This is a genomic window from Flavobacteriales bacterium (assembly GCA_026129465.1).
Classification (GTDB): domain Bacteria; phylum Bacteroidota; class Bacteroidia; order Flavobacteriales_F; family PHOS-HE28; genus PHOS-HE28.
On the sequence record JAHCIA010000001.1, the window covers coordinates 2,246,504 to 2,259,615 of the forward strand.

The window sequence follows — 13,112 nt, forward strand, 5'->3', positions numbered from 1 at the left end:
GGCGAAGATATGCAACTATAAAGTGGCACAGATAGGATTCTGGCATATATTTGCTCCATCTTGAAGTGCGATGCCCACACCGGACGAGGTCGAAGCCTTCCTGCGAGAGTTCCACGCCCGGATGAAGGTCTGGGACGTGGTGTTCCGCGACGACCGGGCGAAGAACGTGGAGGCGCTGGTGGTGCTGGGGATCGTACCGAAGGCACGAGAACGAATGCTGGCAGAACTGTCCGTTTCGGACTTCAGTGAAGGACCCATGAAGGACTCGCTGAATAGTGGACCCGACCTGTGGGTCTTCGGCAAGGAGCTGAAGGAACATGAGGTGTACATCAAAGTGACCCTGGGCATGCAGAAGCAAGGCCCGGTGTTCTGCATCTCCTTCCATCCGAGCGAGCACACTATGACGTTCCCTTTCAAAAGCGCCAACCCATGAAAAGCCCGATGACCGGCAAGGAGTTGATCCCGATGCGGGAGCCGCGCAAGCTCACCTTCCGCAAGGAGGAGTTCGAGATCATTTACCACTTCCTGCGGGAGCCTGACGGAAGTGACCAGTACACGACCACTGAGCTGGACGAGATCAACATCAGCCAGATCTACAACCAATATCGCGAGAAGTACAAGCTGCCATTCCCGGACGAGATCAAGGCGATCCGCACCAAGTACGACCTGAGCGCGGCCAAGATGAGCGATGTGCTGGGCTTCGGCGCGAACGTGTGGCGCAACTACGAGGCGGGCGAGGTGCCCAGCGAGAGCAATGCGCGCCTGATCCAGGTGGCCGATGACGAGGTGGAGTTCGCCAAGCTGGTGAAGCTGAGCGCGCACCTGGACGACAAGGCGAAGGCGAAGATCCTGGACCGCATCGAAGTGCTCCGGAAAGCGAACGACGGCTGGCGCACGGTCTTCGGCCGGGAGGATTTCCTGATGGGCAACAAGGCGGGGGCGGACCTGCCGGACAAGTACACCGGCTACCGCAAGCCCAGTTTGGAGCGCACCCTTGAGCTGATCAAGTTCTTCACCGCCCAGCTTGCACCGCACCTGTACAAGACGCGCTTGAACAAGCTGCTCTTCTATGCGGACTTCAGGCACTTCCAGTTGCACGGCGTGTCCATCACCGGCGGCCGCTACCGTGCGATCCAGATGGGACCGGTGCCGGTGCAGTACGCGTCGCTCTACGAGTATGCCCAGCGCGAAGGAAAGATCAAACTGAACGAACAGGAACTGAACGAGGGCGGTATCATGGGTCAATTCCTACCCATGACCACTGCGCCGTTCAATGCCGAACTGTTCGAGGAGTCGGAGCTGGCGGTATTGAACGAGGTGTGCGAGCAGTTCAGGAACACCAAGGCCAAGGAGATCGAGCACATCAGCCACGAGGAGGAGGCCTGGAAGCAGCACGAGAAGGAACACACGGTGATCGACTATACCCTGGCCTTCGGGTTGAAGGCGTTCGATAAGGACTGACCATGTTCAGCCAAGTCATCGATCTGCTCGTGCGGAAGCGACAGCAGCGCACACGTGTCCTGCTGTTGGCTCTTCGTCTTCTGTTCACGCTCGTTCTGACCAGTATGCTGGCCACCCGACTGGGCCATGATGTTGAGAGGTGGGTGTGGGCCGACCCTCAACTAGCGATGGCAAGGCTTTTCGACGGCTCCTATGTCATGGCCTTCGCCCTGTACATCTTGGTGTGGAAGTTGAGCTTTGGACTAGTCCATTACTTTCTGACGTTGTACGGGATCTTCCTATCCGGAAGTATCTACCGGCTCCTGGCCAGAGCAATACAGAAGGAGCCTCGACTGGTCGGCAAGGCTTGGTATGAACCGGCGATGGTGGTCATTGCCTGGATGTTCAACATGGTGGATATTGTCGTCATCGAACCGAGTGGTGTGCGGCCAGGAAGTCAGTTCTACCGTTTCTGTGACTATCTGAAGGCTGTTGACAGCGGGAAGCGCGGTACGAGCGAGTATCAGGCAAGCCTGGTGATCTCGCTGACGATACAATTCTTGGTGATCTACAGCTTGGTCGGTATCCAAGTGCTGCTCCCGTGGTATCTCAAGATGGCCGCAATTTTGGTCCTTGGATCTCTGATCATGTCCAACCTCATCAGCTTCGCGCTCGATACGTTGATCTCCCTGAAGCACCGCCGTTTATTGGAGCTCTTGACACGAATGGATTCGAGGGTTACAACACAGAATGGCACGTCGATGCAAGAAGTGGATAAACATCTTCCATTGGGAGAGGGATAACCGCAGCTACCACGAGTCTGTTTCTTGTTGCCTCGCCCCATGCCCTTCACCAAACAAGACCTCGCCAACACCCCCATCTCGTTCTGCAGGAAGGATGAGGTGAGCGTGATCGTGGGGCCCTGCTCCGCCAAGGCCTGGAAGGAGCGCACCATCCCGCTGGATGGCCGCAAGTACCACACGGGCGGTGTGGTCACCTTCAAGAACGGGCTCTCCTTCCGCGCGAGCTTTTCTGTGGACACCACCACCTTCACCTTCGTCAGCAGCGACAGCATTTACCTAAACATTGGTGAGGATTGGTACCACCTCAACGAGCCCGAGCTGCTGACCAAGCTCGGCATCACCCGGCAGGACATCTTCCCCATCACCTGGCGCACCGACCGGCCGTTGGACCATTCGGAGCGGCTGCCATACACGCTGGAGGACGAGGGCCGGACTGCCTGAGGCGTTTGCCCCACTGCCGGGAGTCATGGGCGAACGGGAATGCCGCGTTCCGCTCAATGCACGAACTGGCGGCTGGTCCATGGGCTTGGCTGCAGATGTCCCACCCCCAGCGATCATGTTACTTTAGCTCCATGGAACGCAAGATCATCCTGCACATCGAGAAGCTACCCGAGGGCTACTACCTGGCCACATCGGATTCCTTGCAGGGTCTTGTCGCGCAGGGGCGCACCATTGCCGAGACCTTGGAGATCGCTCGCGACGTGGCCAAGAAACTGCTGGAGTCGGCCGAACCCAACGCCGGGATCAAGGCCATCGAGTTCGGCGACAGCTTCGACTATCCGTTGGTCGTAGGGTTCTGATGGGCAGGCTCGGCGGTTTCCGCTATCGCGAGATCGTTGCGCGACTGAAGCGGTTCGGATTCGAGTTCCACCGGCAAGCCGCCGGGAGCCACGAGATCTGGTTCTGTGCGCGCACCAACCGCTACACCACCATCCCCAACCATTCCGGCGACATGCCCGAAGGCACCTTGCGCGCGATCCTCAAGCAGGCGGGTGTGGACGTGGAGGAATTCCTGAAGGCGGGGTAGCACATCGGCCGGGAATTGGAGGTCACAGTTTGTGACCTCATGTTCGGATGGCGCACTAAGCGATGAGTGGAGGTTGCAGAATGCGACACCCAATTGAATGGTGCATTCACCGGCCATCCTACTGTCCGCCGTACTTGCCCGGTAGCGCTTGTCATCGCAGGCCACCGGCCGTGGGACCTCATGAGGTAGCGCCTGCCCGTTCATCCACCCTTCGCCGGATGCCCAAGCCCACGAACGTGATACCGGCCACCAGCAGCCCGATGTCCTCGCGCACGCCGAGTTTGAAAGCGGCCATGGTGCCGATCAGGCTCCACAGCAGGGGGATCAGCAGCAACCACCAGCGCGGCGCGGACGTGGTCCACAGCAAGAGGCCGAGCGTGAAGATGGTGGTGGGGCACGGCAGGCCGAAGGTGGGCGCCTGTGGATAGGTGTGACCCAGTGCATTGGGAAGATCGATGCCGCATGACTGCCGCAGATCCGTGACCCATGGTTTCGTCGCGCGCCCAATTCGGCATCTCATCGACCATCGTCACCACCGCCAAGTGTTCAACTTGATGGGCGCCATTGATCCACGGTCCTTCGCAACTTATCCGGAAAGCAGCAACGAGTGGAACACAGGTCATTTGAAATGTCGCTGCGCCACCAGCGCACCATCCGCATCGATGAGCCGATAGCCCACGAAGTCCGCGCTGTCACCAAAAAAGCCTTTCGCCGCAAGCCGTCCGTGAACAAGCATGCCGCCCGGGTACACGGTGCGCATCATCTTGGAGCCATCCTCCAGGATCATGAGGTGAAGGCCTTCGCCATCCTTGTCATCCAGGCCGAGCCCATTGCGGTATTCACCTCCCTTCAGCAAGCGGTTGGCACCAAGGCCCCCCAATTCGAAGCCTTCGTGGTCGTTCCAGACCAGGCCGGTGGGCGAACTGATCCGTTTGCCGGTGTTGGGGTCGGGCAGGTCGTCGCCTACAAGTACCCGGTCGTAGCCTTCGGCATTGAGCACCACCATGCCCACACCATCGTGCCGATAGACCTTATACCACTGCATGTACTGATCGCCTCCGAAACGTCGGGCCCAACGCGTCCGTACTTGCGCCGTGTCGGTCCGAACCCGGTGGGGCGAGGATGGAAAGGGTGCACCGATCAGGATCCGATCGCGGCCCAGGCTGTCCTCCACGATGATACCGCGTGTGCGGATCACCGACATGTGTCGAGCGGAGGGAGATAGGACATGCCACCACAACACCACCATCGACAGCATGCACAGCAGTGTGATAGTCTTCCACACGCGCAATTGCTGTCGGACGTGTTGTAATTCGGAATGAGTTGCCATACCAAGGGGACGGCAGCAGCGACCGATATGTTACAGCCCTTCAAAACCCATCATCCACGTTACGCATTCTCCCGCCCAAACCTTAAAAACGGCTATCAGCACCCACGCCCACCCATGCATACGAACTCCCAAAGGAGATGCCTCGCTTCATGAAGTGCACACGATATGGCCATTCGGGAATAGGTGGTATGTTATCCGTGCCGTGTGAACGGCACTATTTGTGCACGCTCCCAGGCGTGCTCCCCGTCCAGCATCACCTTCTGCCCACGGATCACATGTATCCGGCTCATGACGAACTCATCGGAGTATGCCTTCAGCGCCTTGGACATAAAGCGAACCTAACAACCGGAACTTGAGGTCACAAAATGTGACCTCCAATTGGGAACATAAACCTGTGAGGAATGGAAGTGGCACAATGCGATACCCAATTGAACGGAACATTCACAGCCCGACCTTCTGCCCGCCGCACTTGCCCGGTAGCGCTTGTGATCGTAAGCCACCTGCCGCGATGGACCTCATGAGGTAGCACCAACCCGCTCATCCACCCTTCGCCGGAAGCCCAACCCCACGAATGCGATACCGGCCACCAGCAGCCCGATGTCCTCGCGCACGCCCAGTTTGAAGGCGGCCATGGTGCCGATGAGGCTCCATAGCAGGGGGATCAGCAGCAACCACCAGCGCGGCGCGGACGTGGTCCACAGCAAGAGGCCGAGCGTGAAGATGGTGGTGGGGCACGGCAGGCCGAAGGTGGGCGCCTGCGGATAGGTGTGACCCAGTGAATGACCGAGCAATGGATAGACCAGCAGTCCATAGGTCATCAGCAGGCCACCTGCGATCCCGCGCACGCCGTTGGGCCGCGCGAAGCTGAGCCTGCGCCGCCTGGCCCCATGCACCAGGAACAACAGACCCTGGACCACGAAGAGCGCGCCGAAGCCATAGGCCACTTTGTTGATGCCCGCGAAGAACGCCCAGTGGTAAGCGATGCCCATCCACAGCCAGAGCGCGGCGAGGATCGTGGCGATCACCGGTCCCGTGCCCCTGCGGAACACCAGCGCGATGGCCACCAATGCCAGAAGGTTCCACAGGACCTGCGCGGGCCACACGGCCGTGTTGTACCGGGCGAACACATCGAAGAATTGCTCGGGCGTGAAGGGCAGGTCCATGGCGCTACTTGTGCGTTGGGGTGGAAAAGGGCTGTGCTGATCCGGACCGATATACATCCAGTCTTCGCAGCAATTGGAGAACGAACACCACCACCCACACCATGAATATGGCGATGTTGATGCGCTCCCAGAGACCGATCGTCGGCGTTGGGCCATCGATCGGGATGTTCGGTGCCTGCGAACTGGTGAGCAGACCGAAGACCACGTGCGCGACGATGGCTGCGATGGTGACGATGCGGAAACCGCGCCCTAGTGATAGCGCCCCGAGGATCATCAATGTCCACATGAAGAACATGGTGATCGCCGCCCAGACGATGTGCAGCGTGTCGGTGAGCGAAGGCTCGATCCCGCGCATGTGCATGGGAGGCCAGTAGAAGTTGAATATACCGTAGGCGATGGTCAGGATGCCGACGATGCGCAGGCGGCGATCGCCGACGGTCTGGCGGACCAGGCCCCAACCGAGGGCCGACATCAACAGCGGGTAGGGCAGCACCAGCAGCACCCAAAGCAGGCGCGTGGGTGCGCCGATCGCAGAGAGTTCGCTCGGCGTGACGCTGATGACGCTATAGCCCGGGTAGAACATCGGCACGATGGCGTTGATCACCACGTACCACAAAGAGGAGATCGCGCCGCAGAGGAGCAGGCCGCGTTGCATGGCCGCCGTGTTGTTGCGCGATGCGATCAAGGGGATGGCCACCACCCAGCCCAAGAGCACCGGCAAGCCCCACATGGCATGCAGCCAATGCAACTCGCGAAGGATGATGATCTCCACCACGAACCAGATGCTCAGTCCACCCAGTCCCAGGACCGCCATGGACCAGTCGTTGCGCCTGCGGCGCAGCACGGCCGTGAAGGAGAAGGCGTTCAGGATCCCGAGCCCAAGGAGGATCGCTCCTGGGATGAGGAAGTCCCTGAAGGTACCATGCATGATCCCCACCGGCATGTCCATATGCCGGCCATCGGGTGCAACCACCAGGAGGATCCCGCCGACGATGGCACCCGCCGCTTCATAACCCAGCACGATCAGGAGCACCAGCCGGGTCCAAACCGGCGGTGGAACGCAGAACTCCATCGCCCCAGGCTCGGATTTCCTTGCGCTGCTGATCATGGTCGGATCCATATCACACCCATCCTCCTGCGATGGTCCACCCCAAAGGATCGACAGGATCCATCGGAAGAATCAAGTCCCTGTTCCACAAAGCTTCCCGCCATGCGATCGCGACGCTATGATGGCGGTCATGGACGCTCGATAGTGAAGCCCGCAAATTCACGTTCCCATGCGCCTGATCCAGCACCACCTGCCCCGCCCGCGCCATGTGGAGATCCATCGGATCGCGGTGAACGCGCCACCAGCGGAGGCGTGGGAGGTCGCGCGGCATTTCGACGGCGCGACGATCCCCTGGGTGCGCTTCCTCTTCGACCTGCGCACGCTGCCGGACCGCCTGCGCGGCGTTGACGTGCCCTTGTCCAAGGACAGTGGCCTCGGCGTGGACGACATCGCATCGCACGGACACGGCTTCATGCTGCTGGACGAGCACTCGGGAGAAGAGGTCGTGGTGGGTGCCGTGGGACAATTCTGGCACCTGAACATCCCCTTCAGGGATGTGCCGCCGCATGAGTTCGCACGTTTTGCTGAACCCGGCTGGGGCAAGGTGGCCTGGTGCATCCGCGTGGAGCCGCGCGGGACGGGCAGCTGGGTAACGCTCGAGCTCCGCGTGACCGCCACCGACGACACGAGCTGGCGCAAGCAGACCGCCTACTTCCGCTTGATCGGCCCCTTCTCGCACCTGATCCGTTCATCGGCGATGGCGCACCTGGAAGCACAGCTGGGCAAGGCCATCCAACCAGCGGATGATGACCGGCCGCTGCCCGGTGATGGGATCCTGCCCGATGCGCCCTACGTGCTCACCCACGGCATCGACATCGAGGCTCCGCCATCAATGGTGTGGCCATGGCTGATGCAACTGGGATGCGACCGTGGCGGCTGGTACAGCATCGATGCGCTGGACCATGGCGGTGTACCAAGCGTGCAAGAACTGCGTGCGGAATGGACGGAACGCCGCGTGGGCGATACGGTACATGCGACACCGGCACTCAATGGCGGCTATACCGTGCTTGATGTGGATCGCGAGAGGTGCCTGGTGCTCGGCGCCGAAACGGACCGCATGGGCGGACACATCCGCACCAGCTGGTCCTTCGTGCTGGAGCCGATCGGCGGGGATGCCACCCGGCTTATCACCCGTGTGCGCGGCATGGGCACCCCACCCTGGTCGGCCTGGTTGCAAGGCGCGGTGCTGTTCCCACCCGTGCATGCGCTGATGCAGCGGGCGCAATTGAAGAATCTGAAGGCGCTGGCGGAAGAGGGAGCCCGTGAGCGCGTGATGCAGCATGATGATGTCGCCCATAGGTGATCCGGACCCAGCCTCCATGCACATGAGCACCACACTCCGTCCGCGCTGCGTTCCGCCGCAGTCCCTCAGATCGCACGTCTCCTGCATTCCCTTCCTGATGGTTGTTCGCCGCTCGTGGTCGAATGCCATCACACAGGGAGACTCTCTCAGCCTTTTCAAACCTTCAAACCCCCAATACCATGTTCGACAACATCCTTAGTTCCCTCACGCAGCAAGCGCTGCCCAAGCTCACGCAAGAGCACGGCCTCAGCCCCGATCAAGCGAAGTCGAGCATCAGCGCCGCGGCGAGCGGCCTGCAAGGCGTGCTTTCCGGCGACCATGGCTTTGACATGGGCACCATCACCAACCTGTTCAGCAAGGAGACGAATACCCCCGCCGCCAACGGCCTGATGGAGAAGATCGGACAGTCGGTGCTGAGCAACCTCACCGGCAAGACGGGCCTCAGCGCCGACAAGGCGGGCGCCGTGAAGAACACCCTGATGCCCATGATCATGGACCTGGTGACCAAGCAGGTGGGCGGCAACGCCGATTCGCTCAAAGGCCTGCTCGGCGGCCTCTCCGGCGGCGGCGTGGCCGACAAGGCCAAAGGTCTGCTGGGCAAACTCTTCAAGTAGGACCGGATCCCCTCACACCACAAACACCAGTACCATGGCCATCATCAAAGTGATCGAGATCCTCGCCAGCAGCAAGAACAGCTGGGAGGACGCCGCCGCGAACGCGGTGAAGGAAGCGAGCAAGACCGTGCGGGGCATCCGATCGGTGAACGTGAAGAACCAGAGCGCGATGGTGGAGAAGGGCAGGATCACGGAGTACAGGGTGAACTGCAAGATCTCCTTCGGCATCGAGAAGTGAATGCTGGGAGCCGCACGACCGCGCCAGGGTATTCGCGACGAGCCTTCAGTCGAAGGGCGATCGTGAGCGGCATGACCGTTCTCAGGGCTTGGCCATTTCTTCCACGCTTGGCCACAACGCTACCATCGGTGGCCCTGCAAGCAGTGGCATGGCCGTGCCTTTGAACGCTTCCAGGGGCGGTGTGCTGCCGTGCGGTCCAGGGTGGTGGCCCATGTCCGCCCACTGCTCCACCAGCAGGATACACTCAGGTTGCTGTGCGCTGCACATCAACTGACTGCCCGGGAAGTGCGGCCCCTGCCACACCTCGGCCAGCAGCGGTTCCAAGGCGGTGTGGTCAGCGTTGCCTTGGCCGTGTATCGCCATGTGGTCGACCGTGACCACCACTGCCGGCTTGGGAGTGCGGTGCGGCAAGGTCGGCACAACCCATCAGGAGACAACTGAGACAAGCCAGCTAACAGGCGGTTCTCATCATCGATCGGGTTGGTCGCTCAAAGAGGGCATACAAGGCATAGGCAGGACCATACGGTTACCAATGGACCTGTTCCCGCCAGCTCGGTGTGCTCGGGATCCCGCAACATGGATCCGAGATTCGCGCGATCCATACATTGGCATTTCTCAATGTCGCCACCATGCCAGGTACAACCACCAGGCACAGGACCAAACTGAGGACCAATTCGGGAGACTGGCGCCACGCGACCCTGGAGCGCATGCGCCAGATCATCCACGCCGCAGCGCCCGGCATCACCGAGGAGCGCAAATGGAAGAAGCCCACGAACCCGGATGGCGTACTGGCATGGTCGCTCAACGGCTTGATCTGCACCGGCGAGCTTTACAAGGACAAGGTGAAGCTCACCTTCGCTCATGGTGCCAGCCTGCCCGACCCCAAGGGACTGTTCAGCGCGCCCTTCACGGGCAACACGCGCCGCGCGATCGACATCCACGAGGGTGGGACGGTGAACGCCACGGCCTTCAAGGCGCTGGTGAAGGCGGCCGTGTCGCGCAACAACGGATCCACCACGAAGAAGGCTGGATCTTCGGCCACGAAAGCGACGCCCGTGAAGCTGCTCTCCGGCGGCAACCCGCAGATCGCGAAGGGTGATGGCGATGGTCCGGTGCAAGCCTACATCGCAGCCGCACCCGGTTGGCAACGCGAAGCCTGCCAGCGGATCGATGCGCTGATCGAGCGCGCCGTGCCCAAGGTGAAGAAGGCCGTGAAGTGGAACACGCCGTTCTATGGCGTGGAGGGCCAGGGCTGGTTCGTGGCGTACCACATCTTCACCAAGTACGTCAAGATCACCTTCTTCTACGGCCGCAAGCTGAAGCCCATGCCGCCCGTGGAGAGCAAGGACCCCCATGCGCGCTACGTGCACCTGCACGAGGATGGTGTGCTGGATGAGGCGCAGTTCACGAGCTGGCTGAAGCAGGCGGCGTCCATGCCGGGGTGGAGCGGGCACTGAACGTGAACGATCGCCGCGACAACGTAAGCGACCTTCGCCACCCATGCCCCTTTCCAAGGCCTCTCTCATCGCAACGCTCGCTGACCAGCTCCGCGAGAAACTCAGCACCTGCGAAGCGGCGATCACCTCCACCCGCACCGCCTTCGCCAGCGACACCAAGAGCAGTGCGGGCGACAAGCACGAGGTGGGCCGCGCCATGGTGCAGCAGGAACTGGACAAGCTGGAGGAGCATCGCGCGAAGCTCATCGCCCTGCAACAGGAACTGGCGCGGGTGCCGCTGGATCGGGTGTACGAGCAGGTGGGCTTCGGCAGCCTGGTGATCACCGACCAGGGGCGATACTTCATCGCCATCGGGCTGGGTGCGGTGGAAGTGGAAGGCGAACCGTGCTACGCGATCTCACTGGCCTCACCGATCGGACAGGCGCTGAAGGACAAGCGCGTGGGTGATGCGGTCGACTTCAACGGGAAGCGGATCACGGTGCAGGCGATCGTGTGAGGAGGCGTGGTAGCGCTGTGCGTTCAAGCCGGCACCTGCGGCAAGGCGTGCTTCTTCATCAAGGCCGCATAGCGCGGATCGTCGCGCAGCACATCGTAGCGCACATCGCCCTTCATCCGCTCCACCGTGAAGAAGCCGGGATTGGAGAGGTTGAAGTCCAGTTGCTCGAAGGCTTTGTCAAAGTCGCCAACGAGCGTGTAGGTCACGGCGAGGTCGTAGATGGGGTTGATGCCAAAGGCCATATCCTTGGAATAGGGCAACAGTTCGGTGGCTTTCAAGGCCATGGCGATGGCGCGCTCCTTCTGCCCCGCACCGGCCAGGGACATGCCCAGCGCGCTGTGGTACCGGGCGTCCGCAGGATGTTCCTGCACTTCCTTCTCCAGGACCTTCACCGCTTCCTTGTACTTCTTCCGGGCAAGCTCCGTCCCGCCTTGATGCTGGTGAAGGAAGGCTTCGTACAGGGAGGCGGGCAATACTTCGGTCTTGATCACGAGCATGCCATCAGGGAAGCCGGCCACCACCCGGAAGGCCTCGTCGATCCGCCCTTCGGCCACTTCAAGGATGTACATGGCCCACTTGTACCAACCATACTCCTTGTCCACCGACGCAAAGGCCGTGCGTGCTTCCGGGCAGGGCCCCTTCCAGGTGTAAAAACTGATCCCTCGATAGAGGTAAGGCCAGTTCTGTTCGGGTGCCAGCGCGATGGCCTTGTCGGCCGCTGCGATGGATTCGGGAAAGCGGTGCGCCCACATGTAACCCCAGGCGAGATCCGAAAAGGCATTGACATCCTTGGGGCTGAGCAGTGTTGCCTTCTCCAGCGTCCGGATGTACTCATCCAAATGCCCCTCGATCAGCAGCACACCCGATCGGGCGATGAGGACCTCCGCGTTGTTGGGCAAGCCTTTCTCGGCGATGGCCCAATGTTCCATGGCCTTGGTGCGATCACGGAAGGCCCAGTTGAAATGGTCGCCGATCGCCAGGTGTACCTCCGGGTTCTCCGGCGCGAGCGCGAGCGCACGATCCGCCGCCTGGCTGGCCATTGCTCGACGTGCTTCGCTTTGGTCCATGCGCACATAGTACACCCTTGCATGGGCCCGTGCGAGTTCCGCATAGGCCAGCGCGAAGGTGCTGTCCATTGCCACCGCCCGCTCCAATTCAACGATGGCCTTCATGGTGGTCTCGCCATCCACATGCGCCTGGTGGGTGAGGTGCCTGCCTTTCAGGTAGGCCTGATAGGCCTCCACGTTCTCCGTGGGTACCGAGGCCAGGCTGTTGAAGTCGTCAGGCGTCAGGGTCTGCTTCAGCATGCCGGCGATGGCCGTGGCGATCTCGCGCTGGATGCTGAACAGGTCGGCTACCGGCCGGTCGTAGCTCTCCGCCCACAGGTGCGCATCGGTGGCCACGTCGATCAGCTGCGCGGTGATGCGCAACTGGTCGCCCGCGCGTTGCACGCTGCCCTCGAGGATGGTGCCCACGTTCAGCTGCGCACCGATGGTCTTGATCGACAGCGTGTCGCCCTTGTACTTCATGCACGAGGTGCGCGAGATCACGTGCAGGTCCTTGATCTTGGCCAGCTGGGTGATGATGTCCTCGGTGAGCCCGTCGCTGAAGTACTCCTGCTCGGGGTCGCTGCTCATGTTCACGAAGGGCAGCACCGCCACGGCCAGGGAGCGTGTGTTCTCCGCCATGGCGGCCATCGGGGCCTGCTCCGCCTTCCAGTGCTTGAAGTAGAAGTACTGGCCCACCAACAGCACGGCCAGTGCACCGATGGTGATGGTGCCACCCCAGGAGCGTTTGGGAGCAGGTCTGCTCGCTACTTCTTCATCCGTGACGTCCTCGGTGCGCACCACGCCTTCCGGCCCCCATTCGTAGACCCAGCTGATGATGAGCGCGATTGGGAAGCCGACCAACGTGAGGACGATCACCGCAGTGACCAGCCAGGTGGGCAGGCCCAGGTATGGGAACACCGCCACGGCCACCTGGATGACGATCCATGCCGCCATGGCGTAGACCGTGGCCACGCGCAGGACGTTGCGTCTTTTGAGTTCGGCCCAGAGTTTTTCCATGGTGCTTGTGATACGGCTATCCCGCGTGACTTCGTAAACGTACGCGTTCGGCCCTGATCCGAGCGGC

General features: G+C 61.3%; 18 protein-coding genes. 11 read left to right on the forward strand and 7 right to left on the reverse strand.

Annotation, left to right across the window (positions count from 1 at the left end):
* The first annotated feature begins 70 nt into the window (after positions 1–70).
* The 6 genes from KIT10_09635 to KIT10_09660 all read left to right on the forward strand — a co-directional run bounded on the left by KIT10_09635 (position 71) and on the right by KIT10_09660 (position 3,270).
* A complete protein-coding gene (locus KIT10_09635; protein MCW5899517.1) occupies positions 71–433 on the forward strand; it encodes a type II toxin-antitoxin system MqsR family toxin in 363 nt (120 codons plus the stop codon).
* Complete coding sequence (locus KIT10_09640) at positions 430–1,461, forward strand: DUF4065 domain-containing protein (protein MCW5899518.1); 1,032 nt, start codon at positions 430–432, stop codon at positions 1,459–1,461. The genes KIT10_09635 and KIT10_09640 overlap by 4 nt, the downstream gene beginning before the upstream one ends.
* A gap of 2 nt (positions 1,462–1,463) precedes the next feature.
* Positions 1,464–2,243, forward strand: a complete 780-nt coding sequence (locus KIT10_09645; protein ID MCW5899519.1) for a hypothetical protein — start codon at positions 1,464–1,466, stop codon at positions 2,241–2,243.
* A gap of 39 nt (positions 2,244–2,282) precedes the next feature.
* On the forward strand, positions 2,283–2,684 hold the full coding sequence (locus KIT10_09650) for a hypothetical protein (GenBank protein MCW5899520.1): 402 nt from the start codon (positions 2,283–2,285) through the stop codon (positions 2,682–2,684).
* A gap of 131 nt (positions 2,685–2,815) precedes the next feature.
* A complete protein-coding gene (locus KIT10_09655) occupies positions 2,816–3,043 on the forward strand; it encodes a hypothetical protein (protein MCW5899521.1) in 228 nt (75 codons plus the stop codon).
* Positions 3,043–3,270, forward strand: a complete 228-nt coding sequence (locus KIT10_09660) for a type II toxin-antitoxin system HicA family toxin (protein ID MCW5899522.1) — start codon at positions 3,043–3,045, stop codon at positions 3,268–3,270. The genes KIT10_09655 and KIT10_09660 overlap by 1 nt, the downstream gene beginning before the upstream one ends.
* Positions 3,271–3,448: 178 nt before the next feature.
* On the opposite strand, the gene KIT10_09665 is transcribed toward KIT10_09660, so the two are convergent.
* The 5 genes from KIT10_09665 to KIT10_09685 form a co-directional block, all read right to left on the reverse strand.
* Positions 3,449–3,637, reverse strand: coding sequence for a hypothetical protein (locus tag KIT10_09665; protein MCW5899523.1), 189 nt, complete (start codon positions 3,635–3,637; stop codon positions 3,449–3,451).
* A 252-nt stretch (positions 3,638–3,889) separates the two neighbouring features.
* Complete coding sequence (locus KIT10_09670) at positions 3,890–4,315, reverse strand: hypothetical protein (GenBank protein MCW5899524.1); 426 nt, start codon at positions 4,313–4,315, stop codon at positions 3,890–3,892.
* 476 nt (positions 4,316–4,791) lie between these two features.
* Positions 4,792–4,929, reverse strand: a complete 138-nt coding sequence (locus tag KIT10_09675) for a hypothetical protein (protein ID MCW5899525.1) — start codon at positions 4,927–4,929, stop codon at positions 4,792–4,794.
* Positions 4,930–5,115: 186 nt separating this feature from the next.
* Positions 5,116–5,763, reverse strand: a complete 648-nt coding sequence (locus tag KIT10_09680; GenBank protein MCW5899526.1) for a hypothetical protein — start codon at positions 5,761–5,763, stop codon at positions 5,116–5,118.
* Between the two features lie 4 nt (positions 5,764–5,767).
* Positions 5,768–6,835: a DUF998 domain-containing protein gene (locus KIT10_09685; protein MCW5899527.1), complete on the reverse strand. Its 1,068-nt coding sequence runs from the start codon at positions 6,833–6,835 to the stop codon at positions 5,768–5,770.
* A gap of 205 nt (positions 6,836–7,040) precedes the next feature.
* On the opposite strand from KIT10_09685, the gene KIT10_09690 reads away from it, so the two are divergent.
* From KIT10_09690 to KIT10_09700, 3 genes are all read left to right on the forward strand, one after another.
* The gene (locus tag KIT10_09690) at positions 7,041–8,174 is read left to right on the forward strand and encodes an SRPBCC family protein (protein ID MCW5899528.1); all 1,134 of its coding nucleotides are present in this window, start codon (positions 7,041–7,043) and stop codon (positions 8,172–8,174) included.
* A 179-nt stretch (positions 8,175–8,353) separates the two neighbouring features.
* The gene (locus KIT10_09695) at positions 8,354–8,788 is read left to right on the forward strand and encodes a hypothetical protein (GenBank protein ID MCW5899529.1); all 435 of its coding nucleotides are present in this window, start codon (positions 8,354–8,356) and stop codon (positions 8,786–8,788) included.
* 34 nt (positions 8,789–8,822) lie between these two features.
* A complete protein-coding gene (locus KIT10_09700; GenBank protein MCW5899530.1) occupies positions 8,823–9,026 on the forward strand; it encodes a dodecin domain-containing protein in 204 nt (67 codons plus the stop codon).
* 81 nt (positions 9,027–9,107) lie between these two features.
* On the opposite strand, the gene KIT10_09705 is transcribed toward KIT10_09700, so the two are convergent.
* Complete coding sequence (locus KIT10_09705; GenBank protein MCW5899531.1) at positions 9,108–9,389, reverse strand: hypothetical protein; 282 nt, start codon at positions 9,387–9,389, stop codon at positions 9,108–9,110.
* A gap of 344 nt (positions 9,390–9,733) precedes the next feature.
* Here KIT10_09705 and KIT10_09710 point away from each other — a divergent pair, with 344 nt between their 5' ends.
* Both KIT10_09710 and KIT10_09715 read left to right on the forward strand, forming a co-directional pair.
* Positions 9,734–10,483, forward strand: coding sequence for a DUF1801 domain-containing protein (locus tag KIT10_09710; GenBank protein ID MCW5899532.1), 750 nt, complete (start codon positions 9,734–9,736; stop codon positions 10,481–10,483).
* Positions 10,484–10,526: 43 nt separating this feature from the next.
* A complete protein-coding gene (locus KIT10_09715; protein MCW5899533.1) occupies positions 10,527–10,979 on the forward strand; it encodes a 3-oxoacyl-ACP synthase in 453 nt (150 codons plus the stop codon).
* Between the two features lie 23 nt (positions 10,980–11,002).
* Here KIT10_09715 and KIT10_09720 read toward each other — a convergent pair whose 3' ends face one another.
* On the reverse strand, positions 11,003–13,045 hold the full coding sequence (locus KIT10_09720; GenBank protein MCW5899534.1) for a hypothetical protein: 2,043 nt from the start codon (positions 13,043–13,045) through the stop codon (positions 11,003–11,005).
* Between the last annotated feature and the right edge of the window lie 67 nt (positions 13,046–13,112).